39 protein-coding genes are annotated in these 23,376 nt (G+C 62.5%); 26 read left to right on the top strand and 13 right to left on the bottom strand.

The annotated features are described in order from the left end of the window. Position 1 precedes the first annotated feature (1 nt). The 12 genes from R2669_RS04260 to R2669_RS04205 all read right to left on the bottom strand — a co-directional run bounded on the left by R2669_RS04260 (position 2) and on the right by R2669_RS04205 (position 6,559). On the bottom strand, positions 2-619 hold the full coding sequence (locus R2669_RS04260) for a lambda exonuclease family protein (protein WP_316898784.1): 618 nt from the start codon (positions 617-619) through the stop codon (positions 2-4). Continuing rightward, positions 612-1,412, bottom strand: a complete 801-nt coding sequence (locus R2669_RS04255) for a hypothetical protein (RefSeq protein ID WP_316898782.1) — start codon at positions 1,410-1,412, stop codon at positions 612-614. Before R2669_RS04255 ends, R2669_RS04260 begins: the two co-directional genes overlap by 8 nt. 45 nt (positions 1,413-1,457) lie before the next feature. Further along, positions 1,458-2,582 (bottom strand): coiled-coil domain-containing protein, encoded by a 1,125-nt coding sequence (locus tag R2669_RS04250; protein ID WP_316898781.1) that lies wholly within the window; start codon positions 2,580-2,582, stop codon positions 1,458-1,460. Positions 2,583-2,601: 19 nt separating this feature from the next. Continuing rightward, the gene (locus R2669_RS04245) at positions 2,602-2,793 is read right to left on the bottom strand and encodes a hypothetical protein (protein ID WP_316898779.1); all 192 of its coding nucleotides are present in this window, start codon (positions 2,791-2,793) and stop codon (positions 2,602-2,604) included. Positions 2,794-2,905: 112 nt separating this feature from the next. Next, entirely contained in the window at positions 2,906-3,115 is a 210-nt protein-coding gene (locus tag R2669_RS04240) for a hypothetical protein (RefSeq protein WP_316898778.1), read from the bottom strand. Between the two features lie 9 nt (positions 3,116-3,124). Next, the gene (locus R2669_RS04235; RefSeq protein WP_316898776.1) at positions 3,125-3,331 is read right to left on the bottom strand and encodes a hypothetical protein; all 207 of its coding nucleotides are present in this window, start codon (positions 3,329-3,331) and stop codon (positions 3,125-3,127) included. A gap of 248 nt (positions 3,332-3,579) precedes the next feature. After that, positions 3,580-4,269, bottom strand: coding sequence for an SGNH/GDSL hydrolase family protein (locus R2669_RS04230; RefSeq protein WP_316898774.1), 690 nt, complete (start codon positions 4,267-4,269; stop codon positions 3,580-3,582). Positions 4,270-4,293: 24 nt separating this feature from the next. Next, positions 4,294-4,464: a hypothetical protein gene (locus R2669_RS04225; RefSeq protein WP_316898772.1), complete on the bottom strand. Its 171-nt coding sequence runs from the start codon at positions 4,462-4,464 to the stop codon at positions 4,294-4,296. Between the two features lie 7 nt (positions 4,465-4,471). Beyond that, positions 4,472-4,795, bottom strand: coding sequence for a hypothetical protein (locus tag R2669_RS04220; protein ID WP_316898770.1), 324 nt, complete (start codon positions 4,793-4,795; stop codon positions 4,472-4,474). 10 nt (positions 4,796-4,805) lie between these two features. Next, complete coding sequence (locus R2669_RS04215) at positions 4,806-5,009, bottom strand: hypothetical protein (protein ID WP_316898768.1); 204 nt, start codon at positions 5,007-5,009, stop codon at positions 4,806-4,808. A gap of 193 nt (positions 5,010-5,202) precedes the next feature. Next, entirely contained in the window at positions 5,203-5,736 is a 534-nt protein-coding gene (locus R2669_RS04210; protein ID WP_316898767.1) for a hypothetical protein, read from the bottom strand. 16 nt (positions 5,737-5,752) lie between these two features. Next, entirely contained in the window at positions 5,753-6,559 is an 807-nt protein-coding gene (locus R2669_RS04205) for a LexA family transcriptional regulator (RefSeq protein ID WP_316898765.1), read from the bottom strand. A 73-nt stretch (positions 6,560-6,632) separates the two neighbouring features. Here R2669_RS04205 and R2669_RS04200 point away from each other — a divergent pair, with 73 nt between their 5' ends. The 14 genes from R2669_RS04200 to R2669_RS04135 all read left to right on the top strand — a co-directional run bounded on the left by R2669_RS04200 (position 6,633) and on the right by R2669_RS04135 (position 13,476). After that, positions 6,633-6,911, top strand: coding sequence for a hypothetical protein (locus R2669_RS04200; protein WP_316898763.1), 279 nt, complete (start codon positions 6,633-6,635; stop codon positions 6,909-6,911). Between the two features lie 168 nt (positions 6,912-7,079). After that, positions 7,080-7,433: a transcriptional regulator gene (locus R2669_RS04195; protein WP_316898761.1), complete on the top strand. Its 354-nt coding sequence runs from the start codon at positions 7,080-7,082 to the stop codon at positions 7,431-7,433. Beyond that, entirely contained in the window at positions 7,433-7,726 is a 294-nt protein-coding gene (locus R2669_RS04190) for a MarR family transcriptional regulator (protein WP_316898759.1), read from the top strand. Before R2669_RS04195 ends, R2669_RS04190 begins: the two co-directional genes overlap by 1 nt. Further along, positions 7,723-8,814, top strand: coding sequence for a DNA-methyltransferase (locus R2669_RS04185; protein ID WP_316898757.1), 1,092 nt, complete (start codon positions 7,723-7,725; stop codon positions 8,812-8,814). The genes R2669_RS04190 and R2669_RS04185 overlap by 4 nt, the downstream gene beginning before the upstream one ends. A 2-nt stretch (positions 8,815-8,816) precedes the next feature. Next, positions 8,817-9,860: a hypothetical protein gene (locus tag R2669_RS04180; protein WP_316898756.1), complete on the top strand. Its 1,044-nt coding sequence runs from the start codon at positions 8,817-8,819 to the stop codon at positions 9,858-9,860. Next, a complete protein-coding gene (locus R2669_RS04175; RefSeq protein WP_316898754.1) occupies positions 9,857-10,174 on the top strand; it encodes a hypothetical protein in 318 nt (105 codons plus the stop codon). Before R2669_RS04180 ends, R2669_RS04175 begins: the two co-directional genes overlap by 4 nt. Next, positions 10,171-10,383 (top strand): hypothetical protein, encoded by a 213-nt coding sequence (locus R2669_RS04170; protein WP_316898753.1) that lies wholly within the window; start codon positions 10,171-10,173, stop codon positions 10,381-10,383. The genes R2669_RS04175 and R2669_RS04170 overlap by 4 nt, the downstream gene beginning before the upstream one ends. A 217-nt stretch (positions 10,384-10,600) precedes the next feature. After that, positions 10,601-10,981 carry a hypothetical protein gene (locus tag R2669_RS04165; protein WP_316898751.1) on the top strand — a complete coding sequence of 127 codons (381 nt, stop codon included), beginning with the start codon at positions 10,601-10,603 and terminating at the stop codon, positions 10,979-10,981. Further along, entirely contained in the window at positions 10,978-11,388 is a 411-nt protein-coding gene (locus tag R2669_RS04160) for a hypothetical protein (RefSeq protein ID WP_316898749.1), read from the top strand. The genes R2669_RS04165 and R2669_RS04160 overlap by 4 nt, the downstream gene beginning before the upstream one ends. Continuing rightward, the gene (locus R2669_RS04155) at positions 11,385-11,903 is read left to right on the top strand and encodes a DUF1367 family protein (RefSeq protein ID WP_316898748.1); all 519 of its coding nucleotides are present in this window, start codon (positions 11,385-11,387) and stop codon (positions 11,901-11,903) included. The genes R2669_RS04160 and R2669_RS04155 overlap by 4 nt, the downstream gene beginning before the upstream one ends. Beyond that, positions 11,900-12,202 carry a nuclease domain-containing protein gene (locus R2669_RS04150; RefSeq protein ID WP_119447613.1) on the top strand — a complete coding sequence of 101 codons (303 nt, stop codon included), beginning with the start codon at positions 11,900-11,902 and terminating at the stop codon, positions 12,200-12,202. Before R2669_RS04155 ends, R2669_RS04150 begins: the two co-directional genes overlap by 4 nt. 11 nt (positions 12,203-12,213) lie before the next feature. Further along, positions 12,214-12,639, top strand: a complete 426-nt coding sequence (locus tag R2669_RS04145; protein ID WP_316898746.1) for a hypothetical protein — start codon at positions 12,214-12,216, stop codon at positions 12,637-12,639. Continuing rightward, positions 12,636-13,016, top strand: coding sequence for a phage protein NinX family protein (locus R2669_RS04140; RefSeq protein WP_316898744.1), 381 nt, complete (start codon positions 12,636-12,638; stop codon positions 13,014-13,016). The genes R2669_RS04145 and R2669_RS04140 overlap by 4 nt, the downstream gene beginning before the upstream one ends. A 286-nt stretch (positions 13,017-13,302) precedes the next feature. Beyond that, a complete protein-coding gene (locus tag R2669_RS04135; RefSeq protein ID WP_316898742.1) occupies positions 13,303-13,476 on the top strand; it encodes a hypothetical protein in 174 nt (57 codons plus the stop codon). A gap of 80 nt (positions 13,477-13,556) precedes the next feature. Here R2669_RS04135 and R2669_RS04130 read toward each other — a convergent pair whose 3' ends face one another. Further along, a complete protein-coding gene (locus R2669_RS04130; protein WP_316898740.1) occupies positions 13,557-13,736 on the bottom strand; it encodes a hypothetical protein in 180 nt (59 codons plus the stop codon). Between the two features lie 312 nt (positions 13,737-14,048). On the opposite strand from R2669_RS04130, the gene R2669_RS04125 reads away from it, so the two are divergent. The 12 genes from R2669_RS04125 to R2669_RS04070 are packed head-to-tail and all read left to right on the top strand — an operon-like array spanning position 14,049 to position 23,319. After that, entirely contained in the window at positions 14,049-14,681 is a 633-nt protein-coding gene (locus R2669_RS04125) for a hypothetical protein (RefSeq protein ID WP_316898738.1), read from the top strand. Then, positions 14,650-16,059, top strand: a complete 1,410-nt coding sequence (locus tag R2669_RS04120) for a PBSX family phage terminase large subunit (protein ID WP_316898736.1) — start codon at positions 14,650-14,652, stop codon at positions 16,057-16,059. The genes R2669_RS04125 and R2669_RS04120 overlap by 32 nt, the downstream gene beginning before the upstream one ends. After that, complete coding sequence (locus R2669_RS04115; protein ID WP_316898734.1) at positions 16,056-17,627, top strand: DUF1073 domain-containing protein; 1,572 nt, start codon at positions 16,056-16,058, stop codon at positions 17,625-17,627. Before R2669_RS04120 ends, R2669_RS04115 begins: the two co-directional genes overlap by 4 nt. Next, positions 17,578-18,210, top strand: a complete 633-nt coding sequence (locus tag R2669_RS04110; protein ID WP_316899071.1) for a phage head morphogenesis protein — start codon at positions 17,578-17,580, stop codon at positions 18,208-18,210. Before R2669_RS04115 ends, R2669_RS04110 begins: the two co-directional genes overlap by 50 nt. A 2-nt stretch (positions 18,211-18,212) precedes the next feature. After that, complete coding sequence (locus tag R2669_RS04105) at positions 18,213-19,505, top strand: DUF2213 domain-containing protein (RefSeq protein ID WP_316898733.1); 1,293 nt, start codon at positions 18,213-18,215, stop codon at positions 19,503-19,505. 12 nt (positions 19,506-19,517) lie between these two features. Continuing rightward, positions 19,518-20,006, top strand: a complete 489-nt coding sequence (locus R2669_RS04100) for a structural cement protein Gp24 (protein WP_316898732.1) — start codon at positions 19,518-19,520, stop codon at positions 20,004-20,006. Positions 20,007-20,019: 13 nt separating this feature from the next. Next, positions 20,020-21,057, top strand: a complete 1,038-nt coding sequence (locus R2669_RS04095; protein WP_316898731.1) for a DUF2184 domain-containing protein — start codon at positions 20,020-20,022, stop codon at positions 21,055-21,057. Positions 21,058-21,067: 10 nt separating this feature from the next. After that, complete coding sequence (locus R2669_RS04090; protein WP_316898729.1) at positions 21,068-21,412, top strand: STY1053 family phage-associated protein; 345 nt, start codon at positions 21,068-21,070, stop codon at positions 21,410-21,412. A gap of 37 nt (positions 21,413-21,449) precedes the next feature. Then, complete coding sequence (locus R2669_RS04085; RefSeq protein ID WP_316898727.1) at positions 21,450-21,833, top strand: DUF4054 domain-containing protein; 384 nt, start codon at positions 21,450-21,452, stop codon at positions 21,831-21,833. Further along, on the top strand, positions 21,830-22,363 hold the full coding sequence (locus tag R2669_RS04080) for a hypothetical protein (protein WP_012762633.1): 534 nt from the start codon (positions 21,830-21,832) through the stop codon (positions 22,361-22,363). Before R2669_RS04085 ends, R2669_RS04080 begins: the two co-directional genes overlap by 4 nt. Continuing rightward, positions 22,363-22,734, top strand: coding sequence for a hypothetical protein (locus R2669_RS04075; protein WP_316898726.1), 372 nt, complete (start codon positions 22,363-22,365; stop codon positions 22,732-22,734). The genes R2669_RS04080 and R2669_RS04075 overlap by 1 nt, the downstream gene beginning before the upstream one ends. 3 nt (positions 22,735-22,737) lie before the next feature. Beyond that, positions 22,738-23,319 (top strand): phage neck terminator protein, encoded by a 582-nt coding sequence (locus R2669_RS04070; protein WP_316898725.1) that lies wholly within the window; start codon positions 22,738-22,740, stop codon positions 23,317-23,319. Positions 23,320-23,376: the final 57 nt, after the last annotated feature.

Genomic DNA, 23,376 nt, shown 5'->3' with positions numbered 1-23,376 from the left:
GTCAGGCGCTCTTACGTTCAAGCTCGGCGACCATCTGTTGCAGCTCTGCTTCAAACTGCAGCAGGGCGGCCAGCATCTCGCTGATGAAGCCGTCGTCGCGCAGAATGCGCTGCACGTACAGGCGAAGGCGCTCACACTGGCGCGGGTCGTAGCTGATGAAGTCCCACCAGGCGCGGCCGGTGACCATCATGTTTCCCTGCACCTGCGGCATGTGTTCCTCTGGCATCCCGCAGAGCCACGTATTGATATGCACGGCCTCGTCATGCGGCGACTTGATTTCGATGCCGCCGACAGCGCCCACCAGACCATCCGGCGAGGCACCGATGAAGTTATAGCGCGGGTGCAAAAGGAACGGGCTGCGCTCGACGATGTTGCCGCTGACGAGTTCGTAGGTCTGTACGGCCGCCTCTTCTACCTCTGTGCCCCACGTCAGCGCACGGCCACCGATTTCATGCGCGGGCGTGCCAGCCATGCGCTCGAAAGCCAGTTTGCGCATAAGCGTGCCGCGTGCGGCAGTTGGCTTGCCGCCCTTGGTGGTGCTGATGATGTCGACAAAGCACGAGGCGGTCAGCTTGCCTGCACGGGCCTGGTGCCACTCTTCTGTGCGCTGATCAGCCATTGCTTTGCTCCTGATTTTCAGCATCGGTCTGTGCCGCTTCGCCGGTCAGTGCCTTGAGGCGTGCCAGCTCGTCGGGACCGATGGCCTTGCGGTCATCCTTGGTCAACTTTCCCCAGGCATCGGCAAGCGGATCGGCGCCGCCTTCTTTGGCGACGATCTCCAGGTCGGCGATGATGTTGTTGAGGCGGTCGTCTCGCTCAGCCGGCTTCGGCAGCGCCGCTTGGGCGATTTGCGATGGCGAAGCGTTGCGGGGAGTGATGTCGCGCTCAACCGGAATGTCCATGACCTCTTCGGCGATGGGGATGCCTTTCAGTACGTCGCTGAACTTGTCTCGCAGCGCGAATGCGCGGGCTCGCATTTTCTTCATTCGCTTCGGGTACTGCGTCCACGGCCCAGACTTGTTCAGCAAGCCTGCCGTTTTGGCTTCGGCGTCGCCGAAGCGCTCGACGTGCTCGGCGTGCCCGCGGCGCTTCACCACGCAAACAGCCGTGCCGTTTTCGTCGTATTCGTTGACGTACTCGCAAGCCGGGGATGCCAGAACCAGCGCTAGCACCGCATCACCCCAAAGCGAGGGTCGACCGTTGATCACGGCGATGTTTTGCATCGCCTGCATGGGCTTGAGTCCAAGCTCCATGCCCCACTGGATCGCGACAAGCACGTTACCGGGCTTGCCCTGGAAATCCTTGGGCACGATCGAGGAATCCGCCAGATGTCCGGCAAACTCCATGGCCTCCTGCAGATTGCGCGGGGAAAGGTCAAACTGTTGCGGCTGGATGGCTGCTACTTCGCTCACGATGGACTCCTAACCCGAGACTCGGCCGGGTGTAATGGGTGATGGTTAAGCTGCTTTAGGCATCTCGGCGTCGACCACTTCGGCGGCGTCGATGGCCGCACGCAGCTGCGCAGCGCAGAACATGTCCGGGCCTTCGGCCAGCGCTGCCTTGCAGGCCGCCAGAAGCAGATGGGCGGCGCTGCGCAACTGTTCGTCGGCTGCCTGTGCCGCTGCCGCGCGTTGCGCTTCTTCGCGCTTGCGCTGCTCTTCGGCCTCGCGCTGTTGGTGTTCCAGCTGGGCGCGCGCTTCAGCGAGACGACGCGCTTCCGCTTCTTGCGCCTCACGCTGTGCGCGTAGTTCGGCTTCTTCTGCTGCCAGCTTCTCGCGGGCGATGCGGTCAGCTTCGGCGCGCTCGGAGGCCAGCTGGCGCTCATGCGCTTCACGCTCGGCGCGCAACTGCGCTTCTTGGGTTTCGCGTTCAGCCGCCAGACGGCGCTCCTCTTCAGCGCGTGCTGCTGCAGCTTGGGCTTGGCGCTCGGCTTCTTCGCGACGCAGGCGATCGAGTTCTTCGCGCTCGGCGGCCATGCGCGCCGCTTCTTCTTCGCGAGCGACGGCCTGCGCATGGATCTCGCGCAGCTTGTCCAGCGTCTCGTCCTTGGCAAGCTGGGCTTGGCCTTGGAATTCCTCGAACGAGGCGTCGATTACCATGCGCTCGATGTCGCCGATATGCTCAAGAACCAGATCGGGCTTGCACGTGGCCGCAGCGGCGACCGCGCCGCGAATCTCGGCGATGCGCTCCTGCAGCGCGGCAATACGGCACTTCTCGGCTTCGGCCTTGGCCTGCTTTTCGCGCTCGCGCTCCGCATCCCACGCGTCACGCAGGCCGCGCAGCCGGTCTTCTTCTGGCTCAATGATCGAGATGAGGCGCTTTTCCTCCTCGATCACAGCCTTCGAGAACTTCGTCGCGTCGTCGCGCGCCTCCTTGCCGGCCTTGGAGATGGCGATGCGCGCGTTGGCCAACGTCATCATGGCGCCGTGGCATTGCTCGCGGCCGGCAGGGTTCTTGATCTCCACGATGTCGGCGTGCTTCTTCGCCAGCGCCAGCAGATTGGCTTCATGCTTGGCGGTTCCCAGCGCGATAGCGGCGCGCTCCGGCAATGTGAGCGCAGTGGTTTTCTCGGCTTCGGTCATCTTGGTGTGCTCCTCGTTGTTATCGAATCAGGGCGCCGGCCGCGCAGCCGACGACAAACGCCATCACTGCGCCGCAACCGATGCCGGTGGCGATTGCTGCTGCCCAGTCCTTCCAGGTGGGCTGCGTGGCGAGCTGTGCACCAGGCCCGAATGCCTCGGCCAGCGTGCGGTACTCGTGGTAGTCGACGATCTCTGGTGTGGGCACGCGCATCACAGGCTCCCGTGTAACTTGCCGAGCGCGGCGACGAAGACCACCAGGCCGGCGAAGATCAGGTAAGCAACGCGGCGGTTCTTGCGCTGCCAGTGGTAGCGTTCGAGCGGCGTCATTGCTGCGCTCCTTGGGCTTTGGCGAGGGCGGCTCGAGCAGCGTACATCTCGGGGTCTAGATACTTAGGCCACATTGGCCCTGCCTTACTAGGGCCGAAGTAGTTGTCGATGGCGTCGTGCAATCCCCGCAACGCCTCCACCAACTCCCCCACCAAGTTGTCGTTGTCTGCCACGCGCTGCGCGGCTTCGGTGTCGGATACACGCATTTCAGACTCCTAGCTTTGCCCGTGGCCGAACACGCCGGACGCGAAGATGTGCCCGGCCGCGTCCATATCAGCGTCGTAACCGTTGTAGGCATTGCCGTTATCGAGGTTCTGCAGCATCTGGCTGTATTGGCCCGTGCGCTTTTCCTGCGCTTTTGCCTTGCACGACTTCGAGCAAAAGCGAGCCCATCCGCGGTTCACGTCCGCTTTGCGGGCCATGAACTTGGCGCCGCAGTTTTTGCACTTACGTTCGACTTGCATCTCATCCCCTGCTGGTTGTTCAGTGGCGGCGGTTAATACGTCCCTGCTATCAACTTCGCCGCGATCTTTCTTGCTGCAACTGGGTTCTCCCACCGCACATAGGGCAACCAACGAGCCAGAGCACTGCATCCAAAAAAGCCGTAAGGCGTCGTTTTCATAGTCATCCCCTCATCAATAGCGCCGCTTCTGCGCGCGCTCGTCTTCGATTACTGCGCCAGCGCCTTGACCATCGGCGCAAGGGCAATGGCGTTCATCTGTGCGATCTGCGCGTAGAGCGCGGGCGACGGGTGGACGCAATCAGGAATCAGCTTTTGCCAGTCCGGCATTGCCGAGATCACGCTGTAGTGGTGCACCACCGGCACGTCCTGGTCGGCGGCTACGGCATTGAGCTTTGCGACGTACTTGGGAAGATCGACGCGCAGCGGGTCGCAAGACGGATTCGGCTCGTACAGCACGACCGTTTTGCCGGCACCGCGCGCGGTCTGCACAAGCGCTGTTAGGAACTGGCCGTATTGGTCGACGCTGATGGCGTGGCTCGGGTAGGCGTCATTCATGCCGACGTTGATCGTCACGACGCGAGCCTTTGAATCGGCCATCGTTTTCGACCACGGCAGGTTGTAGAACATGCCCGAATCCCAGCCGCCGCGCCCTTGGTTGCTCACGATGGCAACGTCGCCCAGCAAGGCCTGTAACACGGCGGGCTCGCTGGTGGACAGGCCATTGCCGTACGTCGTGGAGTCGCCGTATTCCTCAATCAGGACAGGCGCGGGCTTCGGCGAAGGCGCCGCTGCTGCGCTGGTTGCAGCGCTATCCGCGCCGTCGCCACCGCCGCCGCAACCTTGCAGCGAGAGGGCTGCCAAAGCGAGCACAGCGCCCGCGATCAGATTCGTTTTCATCGTCTACCTCGGTGTTTTTGTTGGTCAGTACCGGCCGCGGCGCTGCGAGCGCTGGTCGTCTTGCTCTTCGTCTTGCGGCAACTCTTCGCGGCACGTACGGGCGAGCGCCCAGCCGGCACCGATGCCGACGATGACCATCACCACGGTGTAGCGAGCGAGTTCCGCGTATTGCTCGGGAGAAAGGCTGAAGTCCATGGACGCCTCACGCTGCATGGGGGAGGGACATGCCGAGCGAGCGCTCCAGCCGGCCGCGTGATTCCTCTTCGGCGGTCAGGGCGTCGGCTGCGTCAACTTCCTCTTTGGCTTGGTTCGTGAGCGTCCAATTGACGTCGCGCAGACATTGCGCAGTCAGTTGGTTGAGCGTTCGCTCCATCTCTGCTGGCGAGAAATCGCCGCGGCGCAGGTACTGCATCAGCGTGGCCATGTAGGGCTGCGGGTCGTAGCCTTGGTCGCTGGAGCAATACGTCGGATCGTTGACGATCAGGTCACCGATCCGCTTTTCGTCTTGGCTGAGGATGTCGATCATGGTGATCACCTCACAAAGCCGGAACGTGGTCGGTCTTGCGCATGACCACGGCATTGCGATAGATGGAGAGCAGCGTTTCCTTAGCGCTGGCGATTTCGGCCTCGGTATCGCAGCCAAGCGCATCGACCAAGAACCCGTCGAGAAACGCGCCAATCACGATCGGCTTGCGCAGAACGTCGCGCGGGATCGGGTGGGTCGTATTGAGTTGCTCCATCTCGCTCTCCATCTGTTGGCACCGTGTGGTGCGTCGATGGAGTTCATTAAACACCATGTTTAGTTTGTTGTCAAACACGACGTTTAATTTTCTTTCGTGGTTAGCAAACGTGGTGTGTAGTTTTTGGGCAACAAAAAGCCCGCGCGAGGCGGGCTTTATAGTGGTGTGTGACGCTTAGGTATAAATGGGCGCGCTAGAGGCCGGCGGCCTTCTTGTTTTCCATCACCATCGCCATGGATTGGATCAGGCCATCGTCGCTGAGCTTGTGGGCCAAGGAGCCGCTATTGCGCAGGAAGACGTTCACGTCGCGCGGGGTAATCCGGCCGTTCCAACCATTGAACATCTTGAATACCATGTCGATGGTCTTGTACTTGGTGGCGTCGTCGGCGCTGGATTGGCCGCGCGCCTCAATGACGTTCATAAGTTGGTAGGACAGCTCTCGCGCGTCGTCTTTGCTGCCCTTTATTTTGAAGGCTGCGACGGCCTTAGACATGTCTTGGAAGAACTGGACCGAGGGAAGTTTTCCCTCAGAGGCCTGCATCGAATTGCACACCTCGACCTCATCCGAGATCGAGAGCATGTCGTGTCGGTAGGGTCTTACGCCTTCCTCATTGCAGGCAAACCGTGCGGGTACTTCTGGCGCTTTTTCTGCTGTTGAGCGGCTGGCATCATCGCCGCATCCCGCAAGCGCGAGCGCAGCAAACGCCGCGGCGCTGGCTTTTTTCATACTCCCTCCAAGTGAATCAGAAGTCGCCCGTACCCGACCGGTACTTTACCCGGCCGATGATGCTTACGTTTTCGACGTGCTCGGGTCCGACGTCCACAGGCGCGTAGCGCGTGGCGTTGTCGCTGACGATCTTCATGCCGCCATCCGGCAGCCGGAACAGCCGCTTTACCAACAACTCCCCGGCATACACCAGAGCAAACACGCCCCCGTTGGCCGGTACGCGTGTGTCGGCCGTGTCGACGACCACGGTGTCCTTGTCGAACAACCGCGTTTCCATGCTGTCACCGTTGACCTTCACGGCGACCAAATTCTTCGGCTTGGCATCGAGGCTTCGGATGTAGTCCGCCTGGAATGGCAACGGCTCCTTTTCCTCAATGTGCCAGGTCTCCCTCCCATTCCCAGCAGACAGCTCCACATCAATCCTCGTGATGAGAACCGTCGACTCTTGGGGAAGTTCTTCCAGGCTCTCGTAAGTAACAATCGGACGCACCTTGACGCCTGTAAGCGTTCTCGCGGGTGCTGAGCCGGAATTGTAAGAGGGCGCTTCCGGGTGCTCGTTAAGGCTTATTTCAATCTGATCTGCATCAGATTTTCTCTTGACAGTCTCCATGGGTGGCTTCCCAGTCTCCAGCCAAGTCGCGCTGCAGCCAAATACCTCTTGGGCCTTCAACATGCCGCCCTTCGACATGCCTCTGGCCTCCCAGTTTTTGATCCGCTGCTGAGAGAAGTTGAAGGCTCTTGCGACCTCCGATTGAGTCGTCAATCCCTTGAGTGTTCGTGCGGCCTCGTAGAGGCGAACCATGGTCTCGTGCATGGGCGGCATGGTCTCACACGTAAACAACCTGTTGATAAACATGGCGTTTGACTTCTGATTAAACGTGGTGTTTAATCAGGGCATGAGCCCTAAACAAAGCGCCGTCCATCCTGACTGGCAAATCATCCAAAGCCTTGGCGGTCCGGCAACGGTCGCCAAGCTCCTTGGCTATGACAGCCGCAAAGGCGGTGTCCAGCGCGTGCACAACTGGCGCGATCGCGGCATTCCACCGGCGGTGAAGCTCGCTTATCCCGCGCTGTTTCTCAAAGGATTCCGATACAGCCAGGACGCGAGCGACGACGTGCAGCCGCCTACCGGTGGTGTACGGCAGCGGCGAGCAAAGGGCAAGAAAAGTAAGTAGCAGCATCAGGTTTCAGTAGTGCGGCGGCGCCCAAGAGAGGCGCCTCAACGATGACCAGATCATCGTTTTTTTATAGCTCCGAGGGTTAGTCAAGTGGCGTCAAAAGCATTGTTCCCGGTTGCCGACCAAGGCGAACTCACGTTGTCGCGACGCGCTGAGCCGAACGACATGCCCATCGAGATGGTTCGTCGTCAGAAGACTGCAGGCGCCGCTTTCACGCTGGCCTGCTCGTCTTCCGGCCTCGAAGACAAAGAAATCTATCTCGCCCTCGGACTCGACGCCGGCTATTTCTCCCGGATGAAGAAAGGCGACGCAACGCTGCAGGCCGATCAGGTTGCCGCGTTCTGCGAACTCGTCGGCAACCGCATCTATCCCGAATGGCTGGCCTATCAACTCGGCTGCACGCTGGTGCAGATCAAGTCGGATGCCGAGCGTGAACGCGACGCTGAACGCGAGCGCCGCCAAGAAGCCGAGAAGAAGGTCGAGCTGCTGATGCAACTTCTGCAGGGGAGGGCCGCCTGATGCGCACCCAAGTCACCGAAACCTCCATCGAGGCCTACCACTCCAGCAGCCGCCGCAACGTCGGCAAGCTGCAGTGCGACCGCATCGCCGAATACGTCGAGCGCGCCGGCACGGCCACCATTGCAGAGATCGCCAAAGCGCTGCACATGGAGAAATCCAGCGTCTCGGGCCGGCGCAACGAACTCATCGCCGCGGGGCGCCTGGTGCTGGCTGGTGAGCGCAAGTGCAGCGTCATGAATCGCACGGTGCAAGCCGTCAAGGTGCCGGCGAAGCAACAAAGCCTTTTCCAATGAAACTCGACCACTGCTATCAGGGCGACTGCCGCGATGTCATGCGTTCGCTGATCGCCGACGGCGTGCGCGTGCAGTGCATCGTGACCAGCCCGCCGTACTGGGGACTGCGCGATTACGGCGTCTCTGGCCAGCTTGGTTTGGAGCCGACGCTGCGCGAGTTTCTGTGCAACATGGTCGAGGTTTTCGACCTATGCCGCGAGCTGCTTGCCGATGACGGCACGCTCTGGTTGAACATGGGCGACAGCTATGCCGGTTCGTGGGGCTCACAAGGCCGGGCGTACAGCGGTGTCGCAGTATCCGCCCTCAGCGCCCGTCAAGTTGCGGCTAGCCAGCGGAAGAACAGCGGCACCGGCAAGATCCGAGACGAAGGCATCAAGGCCAAGGATTTGATGGGTCAGCCCTGGCGCCTCGCGTTCGCACTTCAGGACGCCGGCTGGTGGCTGCGACAGGACATCATCTGGAACAAGCCGAACCCGATGCCGGAGAGCGTGCGAGATCGTTGCACCAAGGCCCACGAATATCTGTTCCTGATGGCCAAGAGCGATCGCTATCTGTGCGACATGGAAGCGATCAGGGAGCCGGCGACCTACGGCGCCACGCCGACGGGCGTCGGCTTCGGGCACGGATTCGACTCAGAGCCCAAGGCGCGGGTTCGGACGCCGGCCGGCTGGGACACGTCCGCCAGTGCGCACCGCGAGCTCACTGGGCGCTATTCCAAGCGCAACAGCTTTGCACGCGAGACGAAGTACTCGGCCGGCGAACACGGGCAGAAGGGACAGCACCGCCCCGACCGCGAGGACGTCGACTACAGCGAGACGCGCAACAAGCGTTCCGTGTGGACGATCGCCACTCAGTCGTACAGCGGCGCGCACTTCGCCACGTTCCCCGAAGCGCTGGTCGAGCCGTGCATCCTCGCGGGAAGCCGGCCGGGCGACATTGTGTTCGATCCGTTCATGGGCTCGGGCACTGTCGCCAGCGTTGCGCAGCGCCTCGGCCGCCGCTGGCTTGGCGCCGAACTGAATCCTGAGTACATCGCCCTCCAAGCAGAGCGCACGCGCCAGCCTGGTCTGGTGCTGGAGGTTGCATAGGAATGGCCGCTGGCATTGATTGGCTTCGTCTCTGGCACGACATGCCCAACGATCCGAAGTTTCGGACCGTTGCCCGCATTTCCGGACAGGAAATCTCGCGCGTACTTGCGATGTATGTGCATCTCTTGGTGGATGCGTCACAGGGTGTCACGCAATGTCACGACGAGTCACGGACTGTCACGCGAGGTGTCACGGATGTCACGGACGAGGACATCGCTAGCGCGCTAGACGTGTCGGAAGACGTGATTCGCAGCATCCGAGAAGCCATGCAGGGCCGCGTTCTCGACGGTAACAAGCTGACCGGCTGGGATCGCCGGCAGCCCAAGCGCGAGGATGCAGGCAACCCGGAAACCGGCGCCAAATCAGCCGCCGAGCGAAAACGCGAGCAGCGTGAACGCGAGCGCTTGGCACGCGAGAACGGTGAACATCACGACGAGTCACGCGGTGTCACGCAGAGTCACGATAGAGAAGAGGAGAGTAGAGAAGAAGAGAACACCTCTACTCAAGCCTTACCGAAAAACAAAGGTGGGAGCGACGCAGCTTCCCCTGCGCCGCGCTCACCGAGCAAGGCATCCCGATTGCCTCTCGACTGGGTTCTGCCCAAGCCGCTGGGCGATTGGGCGCTGCAAGAGCGGCCCGACTGGACGGCAGAGCATGTCCGCAAGGTCGCAGAACAGTTCCGGGACCATTGGCACGCGCAAGGCGGTGCCAATGCACGCAAGGTCGATTGGTCGGCTGCCTGGCGCACGTGGGTGCGTCGTGAGCCTGCTGGTCGCGTTGCGGGCGCGGGGGCGTCAGCCGCTCCTGCCGCCGGATGGCACGAGACGCCCGAGGGGGTCTCTGCAAAAGGTGCCGAGCTGGGCGTGCACCAGCGCGAAGGCGAAAACCGCTTCGTGTACCGCTGGCGCGTCCTGAAGGCGGCTGGTGACGCAGCGCTGATCGAGAAAGAAGTGTCGGCTGCTGCTCGCATGAACATCGCTGAGCACGAGCGTGCGCACCAGTTCTTCTACGGCTGCCTGCCGGGCCAGATGTCGAGGGCGGCATGAGCATCGGCGAAGAAACCTTCGCGCTGCACCTTCGGGCCGCTGGCATTGACGGCTTCGAGCGCGAGTACCGGTTCGCGCCGCCGCGCCGCTGGCGCATGGACTTCGCCGATCCGGCCCGGATGGTGGCGGTCGAGATCGAGGGCGGTACGTGGTCGGCTGGGCGCCATACGCGCGGCGCTGGTTTCGCGGCGGACTGCGAGAAGTATTCGGCGGCCGCAGTGCTCGGCTGGCGCGTCCTGCGCTTCACCACGGACCAAGTCAAGAGCGGCATGGCGCTGCGCATGCTGCAACAGGCAATCGGGAGGGCTGCATGAGCGACGTTCGCTGCGTGGACTGCACCAAGTTCTCGCTGCAGGAGGACCGCGGCGCTGCGCTGATGGGGCGCGGCAAGTGCGCGGAGGAAAAGCTGCCATCGGTTCGCTACGTGGCGCTGCTCAAGAAGCACTGCAAGGCGTATTCGCCGGCAATGGAGCAGGTGGCCGATGCGCGGGTTGAGTGGCTTAGGCAAAAGGGGATCGTGTGATGGACGCAGAAAAGGGTACGCAGTTGTCGCAAGCTTGTGACCGCTTCGCAGAAAGCGCCCAACTCTTGGTGCAAGCCTTTGAGCGGCTCGCAGATGAGATAGCACGTCTGTCCATCATTGCGCAGCAATGGAACGGCTACTGCTGCATGTGTGGGGGCTTCGGCCACCGCGCGGACAGCTGCCGGTGGAATCGCGTACGGCTGGCGCGGGTGGCGGCATGAGCGACTTCTATGTCATCAGCGTGCATCACACGCAAAAGAGCAATCGCTACATCCTGTTGTGGCGCCCTGAAAACAATGGCTACACGTTTCGCACGTCAACGGCTGGCCGCTATGACGAGGAAACGGTGCGTGCGCATCTCGGCTACTACAACGCAGGCATCAACATCGCGGTGCCGGCGCATGTGGTTGACGCTATGACCGTAATGACGACGCCAGCCGACCAATTTGACGGCGTAGATGGGCCGGCTGTGCTGAATACCGCAGCCAACTGGCGCCGCCTTCTCAAGGCAGTCATCGCACCACCGCAATACAAGCCTCGCCCAGCAGTCATCTATTTTGGCCGCAATGCTGATGGTCACCGGCGGGAGGCCGCATGAGGAAGCGCAGCGCTTACCGCCCGCGCGCCTCGGGCCTACCGCTGGTGTTCGGCCTGTCGCAGGAAATGAAGACCGACCTGCAACTGACGCCGCTGGGCACGCTGGAGGGCTTCAAGGAAGGCACCGGCACCGAGCATGGCGCGCACACGCTGGCTGCTGCCGTGAACCTCGCCGCTGTGCTGTCGCGCGACTTGACTGACCGCGAGAAGGGCATTGCCGCCGAGGGCCTGGAAGCCATTCGCGGCGTGTTCAAGCGCGGCAACGCCGCCGGCAAGTGGGGCTGCTCGGGTGACGAATACCGGGCCATCGGCGCTGCGCTCGCGCTGGGCGCCGAACTTGCCGACTCGACCAACCGGCGCACTGTGGCCGCCGCCATCAAGACCGTTTTTCAGGAGGCTGGACGATGAGCGAAATCACCCTGGTGAAGCAGGCGCCCGTGGCAATCCCCGAGGTGGACCGTGACGCGGCCCGCCGCGTGCTGTTCGGCGCCATCGACGGGCTGGGCGAGAAGGGGAAAAAGCAGTGGCGCCGCTTCGTGAATGGCCTGTTCAACCTGGAGCCGGGCGAGATGGTGGAGATCGTCACGCACAAAGCGCGGAGCGGGCCTTATCACCGTCGGCACTTCGCGATCGAGCAGGCCGTGTTCGACGCACAGGAGCGCTTCACGGATTTCGACGCCTACCTGAGCTGGATAAAGGTCGGAGCTGGCTGGGTGATCTGGGCCGCCGGCCCGAAGGGCGGTGTCGTCCCGATCCCCAAGTCGATCAGCTACGCGGCGGCGGAGCAGGGTGAGTTCGCCGAGTTCCACGACAAGGTGATGGCTTTCCTGCGCGGCGGACATGCGGCTGCATACCTGTGGCCGCATCTGAAGGACAAGGCGGACGAGATGATGGATTCGATCCTGTCGGAGTTCGACGAATGAGCAAGATCCGCGAATCGGCGCGGGGCGAAGACTGCCTTGTGCGCATCCCCGGCGCCTGCACGTTCGATCCGGCTACCACGATCTGGTCGCACTACCGTGGCTCGGCCGGCGGCAAAGGCATGGGGCACAAGTCCGACGACCTGTGCGGCGCCTATGCCTGTACCGCCTGCGATGCGGTGTACGACGGCCAAAGGCCGCCTCCGCCCGGCGTGACGCGCGAAGAGGTAGAAATGGACTGGTTACTGGGGCATATCCGGTCGCTGGTGGTGCTGAAGAAGAAAGGTCTGGTCAAAGTCTGAGGGAGCGGGGAATGGGAATTGAACAGCGCTTGGAGAACTGGGCCCGCGTCGTGCGCGATCCGCAATCACGGCCGCAGTGCTGCGCGTCATGGGCGAAGCTGGCCACGGCTCTGCGCGACGCCGAGAAGGGCATGGTGGCCGAGCCGTGTATCCCGCGCGACGTGCAGGACGGCTGGCTGGTCGAGCGCGCCTGGCAGCGCATCGCGGATCCCATCTCGAAGCGCCTGCTGCAGTTGCACTACGTCCACCAGTTTCCGCCCGAGATCGTCTGCCGCATCCTCGTGCGCAAGTACGGCGCATCGCACCATACCCTCAAGCACTGGAGGGTCCGGCTGGCGAAGGCGCATTCGATCGCGGCGCACGTGATTGACGGGGAGGTGGCGCGTGTAACAATGGCGGAAACTGTGCGCCGGATGACGCAAGGGGAAACGGTATGAAGGTGGCGGAACTGGAGGGCGCGCTGCTTGATCTGTGGGTAGCGCGCGCGGAGGGCGAGGTTCTGGCGCCTGCTCATCCCGCGCCGGACCCGAACAGTGGCACCTACTGGCTCAAAATGGGCCAGTTCGCCAGCGTAAAACCATGCCCGCAGTATCATCGGCGATGGGATGACGCTGGCCCGCTCATTGACCGTGGTCTTGTCAGCCTGCTGTTTCTTCCGGCTGATTCACCGGATAGGACTCAGGACAGGTGGGAGGCATTTACCAATGCGGAGGGTCCATCTTTTGAGAGCGCCTCACCATTGGTTGCCGCCATGCGCGCCTACGTCGCGAGTAAGTTTGGGGAAGAGGTGCCGGACATCGAAAAGCCCTTGTAAACTCCACGCACCTGTACTATCCTGCGCGTAGATTACTGAAGCCCTTGCGGCGTTTCCGGCTCTGACCGCGACAGCATCCATTCGGAGGGATGCGTGTCCTCAGACGAAGCGCCAAACAGACCCCGCCACTGAGCGGGGTTTTTGCTTTGGGCCCAGCGGATTCGTTCGAGAACGACCGAGGCCGGAGCGGCCAATAACCGCGCCGTGTGGCGTATGTAACCGCCCTGCGTAATCCTGAATTGCCCATCAAGCCCGCACGACGCGGGCTTTTGTGTTTCTGGCGCCCATGGACACTTTCACCGTTCTCCCGTCGCACTGCTACCGCGACCCCATGCTGGTATTGGAGCGGAAGCAGGAAGAGGAAGCAGCCGCCGAGAAGCGCGAGCAGGCCAGCAAGGTCGCGCGCATGTCGCTGGCCCGGCTGCGCGCCGAATCCCTGTTCACCAAGGACGCCGACTGATGTTCGCCCCGACCATGATGTACCTCTGGTGGGGCGTGTGGCTGGCCTTCTGGCAGGCGCCGCAACGCCCCTAGTTGTCGCTACTTCGCGTCCAAGCCGTTCACGATGTCTTGGATCAACCTGACTAGGTACTTCGCATCTCGCTCTGCGTGACCCTCTGGATCGCTCAGCGCTCCATGGAGTTTGATGGTGCCATGAGTCAATCCTGCTTTCACCACTTCAACTGCCATCGTATAGCGTTCGCTGGTGTTAAGGCCCATGTGTATCTCCTCAGTTATGGCATCTGCCATTAGCGAGGATGGATAAAAAGACGCCACAAAGCAATAACGATACATATCGTGCTGGCCGGCCCAGAGCAGCCAGCCGCTTCACCCAAACCGCAGGCTGCCCGCACGGGATAAGCGCGCCAACAGGGAATTGACCCGACAGGCGAACGGGCTGGCGGTTTGGGTGAGGGAAACCCTCAACCCGTTTCATGGTGCTCTCCTCCTGCTGCCCGAAAGGCAGTCTTCGGCGCCCGCTTGGCTTCGGCCGGCGGGCGTTGTCTTTCTGGGGAGCCAAAGGACATAGCAATGGCGCAAGAAAAGAAGATCGCGCCAGACTGGGAACGTATCGAAGCGGACTACCGCGCCGGCGTCCTGTCGGTGCGTGAGATTGCTGCCTCGCAGGGGATTTCGCATGTGGCGATCTCCAAGCGGGCAAAGCGTGACGGATGGGAGCGCGATCTCTCCAAGCGCATACAGGCAAAGGCTGATGCGCTGGTTACCACGCGCACGGTTACCACTGAAGTTACCAGCGAACAGGCGGTAACCGACCGGCTGATCGTTGAGGCCAACGCCGAGGTGATCGCCGGCATTCGTCTGGCTCACCGTAGCGACATTGCGCGATCCAGGCGCCTGGCGATGGCGTTGCTTGGCGAACTGGAGTGCGTCACCGAGAACCGCGAGCTGTTCGAGCAGCTTGGCGAGATGCTCCGTCAGCCTGATGACCGCGGCAATGACAAGCGCAACGACCTCTATCAGAAGGTCATTTCAAGCGCGGGCCGTGTGACCAGCATGAAACAGCTGGCGGAAACCCTGAAAACCTTGATCGGCCTAGAGCGCGAGGCGTACGGCATCTCAGGCGCCCACGACGGCGGCGGCACGGAGGCGCCCGCTGGGCTGGATCACTTCTATGCAGGCTCAGACGAAGAAGGCGACGCTTAACCCGGCGCTACGCAAATTCTGGACATCTCCGGCCCGGAACCGTGTGCTTCACGGAGGGCGGGCAAGTTCGAAATCTTGGGATGCGGCAGGCTTTGCCGTATTCCTGACGAACACTTACAAAATCCGGTTTCTCTGCGCCCGGCAGTTTCAGAACAAGATCGCCGAATCGGTCTATTCGCTGCTGAAGGTGCAGATCGAGCGATTTGGCCTGCAGCACCGCTTTGACATCCAGCGCGACAAGATCATCAACGTCGCCACTGGCAGCGAGTTTTTGTTCTACGGCCTGTGGCGCTCGATCGATGAAATCAAGTCGATGGAGGGCATCGACGTTTGCTGGATTGAGGAAGCCCACAACCTGACGGAAGAGCAGTGGGAGATCCTGAACCCTACGCTTCGCAAGTCGGGCTCCCAGTTCTGGATCATCTTTAACCCGCGCCTGTCGACAGACTTTGTCTACAGGCGTTTCGTCACGAACCCGCCGCCGAAGACGGTTGTCCGGCAAATCAACTACGTCGAGAACCCGTTCCTTTCCGACACGATGCTCGAAATCATCGAGTCGGCGAAGGCGGAGGACTATGACAGCTACGAGCACGTCTATCTGGGTGTGCCGCGTGACGATGACGACGATTCGATCATTAAGCGCTCGTGGATCATGGCCGCGATCGATGCGCACAAGGTGCTCGGATTCGCGCCGCGCGGCGTCAAGCGCGTAGGGTTCGACGTTGCTGATAGCGGCGCTGACAAGTGCGCCAACGTCTACGCCCATGGCTCTGTAGTGGAGTGGGCGGACGAGTGGAAGGCCGGCGAGGACGAACTGCTCAAGTCCTGCAAGCGCACCTACAACGTCGCAAAGGAGCGCGAGGCTGCCGTCACATATGACTCGATTGGCGTTGGCGCATCCGTTGGCGCCAAGTTCGCCGAGATCAACGAGGCGCGCCGCAATGAAGGTGAGACGTTCCTCGTGCGCTACAGCAAGTTCAACGCTGGTGGCGCGGTGTACGAGCCTGACCGGAATTACCAGCCGGGTATCAAGAACAGCGACATGTTCTCTAACATCAAGGCGCAAGCCTGGTGGTTGGTCGCTGACCGGTTTCGAAACACATTCAACGCCGTGCGCAACGGCGAAACCTACTCTGACGATCAGCTCATCAGCATCTCTAGCGAGACGCCGTACCTGGAGCGTCTGATCGATGAACTATCGACCCCAAAGCGGGATTACGACCAGAACGGTCGGGTAAAGGTGGAAAGCAAGAAGGATTTGGCCAAGCCCAACCGGGAAGGCGGCCCCGTGCCGTCGCCCAACTTGGCGGATGCCTTTGTTATGTGCTTCCCGCCTGATGCTGGATCACTGGACGTCTGGACGAAGCTCGCACAATGAACCGCAAACAACGCAAAGCCGAGGTCCGAGAGCACCGGGCCAACGTGGCAGCGTCCGCCAGCGCGAAACGCTGGATCGCGGGCGACAGCTTCCAGAACTTCGAGGCGCGCGTCGGCCTGGGTACCAACAACCAGGCCAGCCAGTACAGCTACGGCTTTGACTTCATCTCGCGCAACCGCGTGCAGATGGAGGCCATGTACCGCTCTTCGTGGGTGGTCGGGCAGGCCGTGGACGTGGTTGCGGACGACATGACCCGCGCGGGCGTCGACATTGACGCCGAGCTTGACCCGGGCGATCGCGACAAGCTGACGGCCGGCTTCGAGCGCATGGCGCTGTGGGACCGCATCAACGACACGATCAAGTGGGCTCGCCTGTACGGCGGCGCGCTGGCAGTGATGCTGATCGATGGGCAAGACCCGAAGACGCCGCTGCGGCCGGATTCGATCGGCCCCGACCAGTTCAAGGGGCTTTTCGTCCTGGACCGCTGGCTGGTTCAGCCGACGCTCAATGACTTGGTCACCGAGATGGGCCCGGACATGGGCATGCCGCGCTTCTACGACGTGGTGGCCGACAGCATGGCGCTGCCGCGCCAGCGCATCCACTACAGCCGGGTGCTGCGAATCGACGGGGTTGAGCTGCCTTACTGGCAGAAGATCTCGGAAAACCTGTGGGGCCAGTCGGTCATTGAGCGGCTGATTGATCGCCTTGTCGCTTTCGACAGCACGACCGTGGGCGCCGCGCAGTTGGTCTACAAGGCCCATCTGCGCACGCTGAAGGTCGAGAAGCTGCGCGAGATCATCGCCATGGGCGGCCCAGCGCTGGAGGCGCTCGGCAAGAACGTGGACATGATCCGGCGCTTCCAGTCGAACGAGGGCATGACACTCATCGACGCCGCCGACGACATGCAGGTCGATTCCTACCAGTTCTCTGGCCTGGACAACGTCCTGATGCAGTTCGGGCAGCAGCTCTCGGGCGCGCTGCAAATCCCGCTGGTGCGCCTCTTCGGGCAGTCGCCGGCCGGGCTGAACTCGACGGGCGAAAGCGACCTGCGCACGTACTACGACAACATCAAGCAGCAGCAGGAGCGGCGCCTGCGCAGCCCAATGACGCGGCTGTTTGAGGTGCTGCTGCGCTCGGAACTCGGTGCAAAGCCGCCCGAGGGCTTCGCGTTCAGCTTCACGTCGCTTTGGCAGCTGTCGGACACCGAGAAGGCGAACAACGCCAAGACGACCACGGATGCGGTTGTGACGGCACTGGATGCCGGCCTGGTCGACACGTCGACCGCCATGAAGGAACTGCGGCACGCCAGCCACAGCACCGGCGTGTTCACGAGCATCACCGACGACCAGATCGAGGAGGCGGAGAACGAGCCGCCGCCGGCCGCCGAAATGGAACTGCCCAATGCTGATGACCCGAACGACCGACCGCCGCAAGAAGGCGGTAAGCCGGGTGAAAACGAACGGCGCGGAAAGGCTGTATCGGACGCAGCTCCGACAGGTCGCAAAGCAGGTGGGCGCGTTGGTCAATGGCTTTCCGCCTGGCGATCCCGCGGTCATTCCGACGATTGAGCAACTGCTGCGACGGTACGCCGAAGCCCTGACACCGTGGGCCGAGGCGACCGCCGCGCGGATGCTCTCTGACGTCGAGCGCCGCGACGCGCAGGCATGGATGGCGCAGGCGCAGGAAATGTCGCGGTCCATCCAGATGGAACTGCGCACGGCGCCCACTGGCGAAACCATGCGCGCGCTGATGGCTGAGCAGGTGGGGCTGATCAAGTCCATCCCGATCGAGGCAGCCGAGCGCGTGCATCGCCTGACGATCGAAGGTCTGGAGGACGGCAGCCGAGCGCGCGAGATTTCGAAAGCGATTCAGGAATCCGGCGACGTGGCCAAGAGCCGCGCAGACCTGATCGCGCGCACGGAAGTGACGCGCACGGCTACCGCGCTGACACAGGCCCGCGCCGAACACATCGGATCGTCCGGCTACATCTGGCGGACGTCTGGCGACGGCGATGTGCGCGAGTCGCACCGAAAGATGAATGGCCAGTTCGTGGCGTGGCATAAGCCGCCCGAGCTGGACGGCATGACCGGGCACGCCGGGCAGTTTCCGAACTGCCGCTGTTACCCGGAACCAGTGATTCCCGAGGATTGAACATGCGCTTCTACACCGTGCAGAAGCTTGGCCCGAAGCGCTCGCTGACGCCCGAAGGCTTCCTGCTCTGCGAGGAAGTGCCCGTCGCGCGCACGGGCGAGATGATCTACGGCCCCGGCGAGGTGCCGGTCGAGCCGGGCCCGGATGGCCTCATCCGCATCAGCCGGACGCCGGAGGAGGTCTTCCGCGACGAGACGATGGCGTCGTGCATGGGCAAGGACGCCACGCTCGACCATCCCGACGATTTCGTGCAGCCGGACAACTACGCCGCGCTCACGCAGGGGGTGATGCTGAACCCGCGCCGAGGCACCGGCATCGAGGATGACCTGCTGATTGCGGACCTGCTGATCAAACATCCCGACGCCATCAAGGCCGTGCAGGACGAGCACATCGAAGAAGTCAGCCTCGGCTACGAGGCGGACTACGAACAGGTATCACCCGGGCGCGGGGTACAGCGCAACATCGTTGTCAACCACGTAGCCCTGGTGGAGCGCGGCCGATGCGGCCCGCGTTGCGCCATTGGCGATAAGGAACCCGAAGAGATGAAGACGAAAGACAGCAAGCCCAAGGGCAAGCGCAGCTTCGCAGACCGCCTGCGTGCTGCCTTCATGGCCAAGGACGCCGAGTCCGCCGAAGAGCTGGCGCAAGAAGCCGAAGCCATGGACGAGGAGTCCGAGGAAGAGCGCAAGAAGCGCGAGGCCGAAGAGAAGGAAGGCAAGACGGGCGACGCCCTGACGCAGATCCTGTCCAAGCTGAAGGCCATGGACGCCGACATCCAAGAGCTGAAAAAGGCCAAGGAAACGGGCGACGGCGATGACGACGACGAGGATGACGAGACCAACGACGAAATCCTCAATGCCGAAACGGCTGGCAAGCTGAATCAAGCAGACGTCGACCTGTACACCGGTGACGCCGCAGCCAGCATCCCGTCGCGCGCTGAAATCCTCGCTCCGGGCATCAAGCTGCCGACGCTCGACGCCAAGATGGCAACCGCTGACCGTGCAGCTGCGCTCTGCAAGTGCCAGCGCAAGGCGCTCGACTTGGCGTACAAGACCGACGCCGGCCGCGCGCTGATCGGCAACTTCTTGGGCGGCCTGACCGCCGACTTCGAGAAGATGCCCGCCGCTCTTGTGAACGCCGCGTTCATGGGCGCCAGCGAGATGGTGAAGGTGCAGAACAATGGCGCCGCGTCGAAGACGGGCATTACCACCAAGGATTTCGGCAAGGCGCGCACTGTCGCCGAGATCAACGAGGCCAACCGCAAATTCTGGGACCGTCAAGGTTCCGCCAACTAAGGAGTCCCGTACATGGGCAACGCATACCTGTATCGCATGCCTTCGGGCATTCCTGGTGATGTTTCGCGTCCGTCGCAAGCCACCATTGAACCGGGCATTTTCGACTCGAGCTTCCCGTTCGCTTCGTACGGCATCCCCGTCAAGAAGGTCAGCGGCAAGATCCGCCCGGTGGCGTCGGGTGACGCCGCCTCGGTCATCATCGGCCTGCTGGTGCGCCCGTTCCCGACGAAGAGCAGCCAAGACCCGCTGGGCACCTCGACGCCGCCGACGACCGGCGTGGGCGACGTGATGCGCCGCGGTTACATGACCGTGCAGTGCAACGCTGGCACGCCGGCTGACGGCGGCACCGTCTACGTCCGTGTGGCTGCTGCGTCGGGCGCGAAGGTGATCGGCGGCATCGAAGCGGCATCCGACAGCACCAACACGGTTGTGCTGGCTGGCGCGGCATTCCGCAATGCCGGCGATGCCTCGGGCAACGTCGAAATCGAGTTCAACCTGTAAGGGGCCATTCAGAATGAGCAAACACAATCAATCGCTGATCGCGGCCGCTGCAGGCATTGCCATTGCCGGCGCTCCCGCCATCATCCGCTCGCGCACGCGCGATGCCATGCTGACCTTCGATGCGCAGACCATCGACAGCACCGGCTCCTTCCTGATCGGCGAACTGGAACGCCTGGATCAGACGCTGCACATGCCGCTGGCTTCGGTCACGTGGTCGCGCGACATCGATCTGCGCGAAGATGTGTCGATCGCCGACGAAACGTCGTCGTTCACCAACTCCAGCTTCGCGGCCGCTGGCGGCGCATCGCCCAACGGCAAGAGCTGGATCGGCAAGGACGCCAACGCCATCGCTGGCATCGCGCTGGACATCGGCAAGACGGCCAACCCGTTGACCCTCTGGGGCATGCAGATCGGCTGGACGATCCCCGAACTGGAATCGGCCCAGAAGCTGGGCCGTCCGGTGGATCAGCAGAAGTTCGCCGGCATGCAGCTCAAGCACAACATGGACGTCGATGAGCAGGTGTACATCGGCGATACCGTTCTGGGCGTTACCGGCCTGGTGAACAACACGCTGGTGACCAACCTGTCGAACGCTGTCACCGGTGGCTGGGGCACCGCCACGCCGGACCAGATCCTGGCCGATGTGAACGAGCTGCTCACCAGCGTGTGGGCTGCGTCGGGTTACGCATACTGCCCGTCGGAGCTGCGTCTGCCGCCGGCCAAGTTCGGCGCGATCGTGAGCATGAAGGTGTCCAGCGCTGGCAACATCAGCGTGCTGGAATACCTGAAGCAAAACACGATCTCGAACTCCATCAACGGTCGCCCGCTGAACATCCAGCCGCTGAAGTGGCTCTACCAGCGCGGCACGTCCAACGCCGACCGCATGATGGCCTACACCAAGGAAAAGGACAAAGTCCGCTTCCCGATGGTGCCGCTGCAACGCACGCCGCTTGAGTACCGCGACATCCGCCAGCTGACCACCTACTTCGGCCGGATGGGTGTGGTCGAAGTGGTGTACCCCGAGCTGATCGGCTATCGCGACGGGATCTAAGGAGAAAGGCATGCCGAAGATCTACGTCAAGAAGGCGTTCAAGCTGCTGGGTGAAGACGGCAAGCATGTCGACTTTCCGGTCGGCAATCACACCGTCGACAAGGAAGTCGCCGAGCACTGGTTCGTGAAGGCGCACACCGGCGAAGAGCCGGCTGTCGACCCTGATGCGGCTGCGGCCGCTGACGAGTTGCTTGCCGAACTCGACGCGAAAGCCAAGGGCCTGCAGGAACTGGCCGAGAAGTTGGCCGAGCGCGAGAAGGCTGCGGACAAGCGCGACGCCGAGCTGGCTGCGCGCGAAGCCGCTGTCGCCGAGCGCGAGAAGGCTGCGGACGCGAAGCAAACCAGCAAAAAGTAAGGGGTAAGATGCCCGTTCGGGCATCTCCCATCGGACTATGACGCTAACCGACTTCCGCACCGACTTCCCCGAGTTCACGGACACGGCGAAGTACACCGATGCATCCATCACGTTCTGGATGGGCATCGCGGTTTCGCTCGTGAACCCGGACCGCTGGGGTGTCCTGACGGATCAGGGCATCGAGCTTGTGACAGCTCATCATCTCGTTCTGGCGCAGCGCGACCAGGCCGCCGCCGCTGTCGGTGGCGTGCCGGGAGAGGTCAAGGGGCCGACGGCGTCGAAGTCGGTCGACAAGGTGTCCGTGTCCTACGACACGGGCGCCGTCGCGCTGACTGATGCCGGGTTCTGGAACCTGACCACGTACGGCGTCCGCTTCATGACCATCGCCCGCACGATGGGCGCGGGAGGCATGCAGCTATGACCGTCAAGATGACCGTCGACAAGCTGGGCGCGGTCATCAAGTCGATCGCTGATCTGGCGGCCAAAGAGGTGCTTGTCGGTGTGCCTGAGGCGCGCGGCGAGCGCAGGGACGACGAGCCCATCAACAATGCGGCGATCGGCTACATCATGGAGACCGGTTCGCCCGTTAACAACATCCCGGCGCGGCCTCACCTGGTGCCGGGAATCAAGGATGCGCAGGCGCCCATCGCTGATGCCTTGGGCGGTGGCGTAAGCGCCGCGCTGTCTGGACAGGCGCCTGGCGTCACCAAGGCGCTGAACAAGGCCGGGATCATCGGCCAGAATGCGGTGCGCGCGAAGATCACCGAGGGGCCGTTTGTGCCGCTTGCGGAAGCAACGCTGCGCGCACGAGCGCGTCGAGGACGCTCAGGCGCCGCAAAAGAACTGGCCAGCCGAGCCGCCGGAAACGCGCCGGACAACAGCAACGCGAAGCCGCTCATCGACACCGGTCAGTACAGGCAGGCGATCACCTATGTGGTGAGGGACAAGTAATGCCGTTTCTCGACGTCACCGACGTACTGCTCGACCCGGATTTTCTGGATACGACGCTGAGCGTCACGCGCAACGCGCAGACCGTGGGCAACGACGGAATTGCAGTTGACACACCCACGACGACCGGGTTCTTCGGTGTCGTGACGAGCCTGAACGGCTCGGTGTTGCAGCGCGTCGCCGAGGGCGCGCACATCGAGGACACAATCACCATCCACACTCCATTCAAGCTGATCGACGGGCAGGCAGGCTATGACGCCGACGTCGTGAACTGGCAGGGCCTGCAGTGGACGGTGACGAACGTGAACGACTACAGCACGTATGGCCGCGGCTTCGTCGCGGCGACGTGCACCATGAAGCAACTTTCGGGGTAAGCAATGAACGACAGCTCGACCGGCGGATACCTTGCCCCAGCTGTCGCGACGCCCCCGCTCGAAGACGCCGCGCTAGACGCGGTATTCCAGCAGCTGATCGTCGGAGTGACTGGCTTGCCTGGCTCCATGGTCCGGCCACGCTGGCAGCCGACGGTGCCGAAGCAGCCCGAGCCGACCGTCAACTGGTGCGCGCTGGGTATTTCTGCGCAGCCACTGGACGCCGGGCCGGCCATCGCACACAACCCAGCAGGCAACGGGTCGGACACATACATCCGTCACCAGACGATCGATGTGCTGACCACGTTCTACGGCCCCAGCTCGATGCAGTATGCACAACTGCTGCTTGATGGGCTGGCGATTCCGCAGAACCTGGAGCAGCTGAAGACAAACGACATCCAGTCGGTGAGCGAGGGCGACATGCGCGCGGTGCCGGAACTGGTGAACCAGCAGTGGATTCGTCGGTATGACGTGACGCTGGTCTTCCGTCGGAAGATCACCCGCACGTATCCGGTGCTCAACATTCTGTCGGCCGGCGCGACGATTAAGACGCCCGCCGTGACGACACCAGTCAGCGTTACGCCGTAACCCCTGATTTATCCCTTTCGATAGGCCCGCCTGTGCGGGCCTTTTTCATTGGAGCGG

Origin of the sequence: Ralstonia edaphi (genome assembly GCF_958350185.1) — a bacterium.
Lineage (GTDB): Bacteria > Pseudomonadota > Gammaproteobacteria > Burkholderiales > Burkholderiaceae > Ralstonia > Ralstonia edaphi.
Note: the sequence above shows the minus strand (reverse complement) of the source record. Positions and strands in the feature narration are given on the sequence as shown.

Coding starts and splice junctions, on each gene's coding strand:
- R2669_RS04185 (WP_316898757.1), top strand. CDS start 7,723: ATGAAACTCGACCACTGCTATCAGGGCGACTGCCGCGATGTCATGCGT.
- R2669_RS04180 (WP_316898756.1), top strand. CDS start 8,817: ATGGCCGCTGGCATTGATTGGCTTCGTCTCTGGCACGACATGCCCAAC.
- R2669_RS04230 (WP_316898774.1), bottom strand. CDS start 4,269: ATGAAAACGAATCTGATCGCGGGCGCTGTGCTCGCTTTGGCAGCCCTC.
- R2669_RS04125 (WP_316898738.1), top strand. CDS start 14,049: ATGGCGCAAGAAAAGAAGATCGCGCCAGACTGGGAACGTATCGAAGCG.
- R2669_RS04160 (WP_316898749.1), top strand. CDS start 10,978: ATGAGGAAGCGCAGCGCTTACCGCCCGCGCGCCTCGGGCCTACCGCTG.
- R2669_RS04215 (WP_316898768.1), bottom strand. CDS start 5,009: ATGGAGCAACTCAATACGACCCACCCGATCCCGCGCGACGTTCTGCGC.
- R2669_RS04235 (WP_316898776.1), bottom strand. CDS start 3,331: ATGGCCCGCAAAGCGGACGTGAACCGCGGATGGGCTCGCTTTTGCTCG.
- R2669_RS04070 (WP_316898725.1), top strand. CDS start 22,738: ATGAACGACAGCTCGACCGGCGGATACCTTGCCCCAGCTGTCGCGACG.
- R2669_RS04220 (WP_316898770.1), bottom strand. CDS start 4,795: ATGATCGACATCCTCAGCCAAGACGAAAAGCGGATCGGTGACCTGATC.
- R2669_RS04140 (WP_316898744.1), top strand. CDS start 12,636: ATGAAGGTGGCGGAACTGGAGGGCGCGCTGCTTGATCTGTGGGTAGCG.
- R2669_RS04130 (WP_316898740.1), bottom strand. CDS start 13,736: ATGGGCCTTAACACCAGCGAACGCTATACGATGGCAGTTGAAGTGGTG.
- R2669_RS04075 (WP_316898726.1), top strand. CDS start 22,363: ATGCCGTTTCTCGACGTCACCGACGTACTGCTCGACCCGGATTTTCTG.
- R2669_RS04190 (WP_316898759.1), top strand. CDS start 7,433: ATGCGCACCCAAGTCACCGAAACCTCCATCGAGGCCTACCACTCCAGC.
- R2669_RS04150 (WP_119447613.1), top strand. CDS start 11,900: ATGAGCAAGATCCGCGAATCGGCGCGGGGCGAAGACTGCCTTGTGCGC.
- R2669_RS04105 (WP_316898733.1), top strand. CDS start 18,213: ATGCGCTTCTACACCGTGCAGAAGCTTGGCCCGAAGCGCTCGCTGACG.
- R2669_RS04095 (WP_316898731.1), top strand. CDS start 20,020: ATGAGCAAACACAATCAATCGCTGATCGCGGCCGCTGCAGGCATTGCC.
- R2669_RS04120 (WP_316898736.1), top strand. CDS start 14,650: ATGCAGGCTCAGACGAAGAAGGCGACGCTTAACCCGGCGCTACGCAAA.
- R2669_RS04260 (WP_316898784.1), bottom strand. CDS start 619: ATGGCTGATCAGCGCACAGAAGAGTGGCACCAGGCCCGTGCAGGCAAG.
- R2669_RS04245 (WP_316898779.1), bottom strand. CDS start 2,793: ATGCGCGTGCCCACACCAGAGATCGTCGACTACCACGAGTACCGCACG.
- R2669_RS04085 (WP_316898727.1), top strand. CDS start 21,450: ATGACGCTAACCGACTTCCGCACCGACTTCCCCGAGTTCACGGACACG.
- R2669_RS04195 (WP_316898761.1), top strand. CDS start 7,080: ATGCCCATCGAGATGGTTCGTCGTCAGAAGACTGCAGGCGCCGCTTTC.
- R2669_RS04145 (WP_316898746.1), top strand. CDS start 12,214: ATGGGAATTGAACAGCGCTTGGAGAACTGGGCCCGCGTCGTGCGCGAT.
- R2669_RS04205 (WP_316898765.1), bottom strand. CDS start 6,559: ATGCCGCCCATGCACGAGACCATGGTTCGCCTCTACGAGGCCGCACGA.
- R2669_RS04225 (WP_316898772.1), bottom strand. CDS start 4,464: ATGGACTTCAGCCTTTCTCCCGAGCAATACGCGGAACTCGCTCGCTAC.
- R2669_RS04210 (WP_316898767.1), bottom strand. CDS start 5,736: ATGAAAAAAGCCAGCGCCGCGGCGTTTGCTGCGCTCGCGCTTGCGGGA.
- R2669_RS04100 (WP_316898732.1), top strand. CDS start 19,518: ATGGGCAACGCATACCTGTATCGCATGCCTTCGGGCATTCCTGGTGAT.
- R2669_RS04175 (WP_316898754.1), top strand. CDS start 9,857: ATGAGCATCGGCGAAGAAACCTTCGCGCTGCACCTTCGGGCCGCTGGC.
- R2669_RS04170 (WP_316898753.1), top strand. CDS start 10,171: ATGAGCGACGTTCGCTGCGTGGACTGCACCAAGTTCTCGCTGCAGGAG.
- R2669_RS04090 (WP_316898729.1), top strand. CDS start 21,068: ATGCCGAAGATCTACGTCAAGAAGGCGTTCAAGCTGCTGGGTGAAGAC.
- R2669_RS04115 (WP_316898734.1), top strand. CDS start 16,056: ATGAACCGCAAACAACGCAAAGCCGAGGTCCGAGAGCACCGGGCCAAC.
- R2669_RS04135 (WP_316898742.1), top strand. CDS start 13,303: ATGGACACTTTCACCGTTCTCCCGTCGCACTGCTACCGCGACCCCATG.
- R2669_RS04155 (WP_316898748.1), top strand. CDS start 11,385: ATGAGCGAAATCACCCTGGTGAAGCAGGCGCCCGTGGCAATCCCCGAG.
- R2669_RS04080 (WP_012762633.1), top strand. CDS start 21,830: ATGACCGTCAAGATGACCGTCGACAAGCTGGGCGCGGTCATCAAGTCG.
- R2669_RS04250 (WP_316898781.1), bottom strand. CDS start 2,582: ATGACCGAAGCCGAGAAAACCACTGCGCTCACATTGCCGGAGCGCGCC.
- R2669_RS04165 (WP_316898751.1), top strand. CDS start 10,601: ATGAGCGACTTCTATGTCATCAGCGTGCATCACACGCAAAAGAGCAAT.
- R2669_RS04200 (WP_316898763.1), top strand. CDS start 6,633: ATGAGCCCTAAACAAAGCGCCGTCCATCCTGACTGGCAAATCATCCAA.
- R2669_RS04240 (WP_316898778.1), bottom strand. CDS start 3,115: ATGCGTGTATCCGACACCGAAGCCGCGCAGCGCGTGGCAGACAACGAC.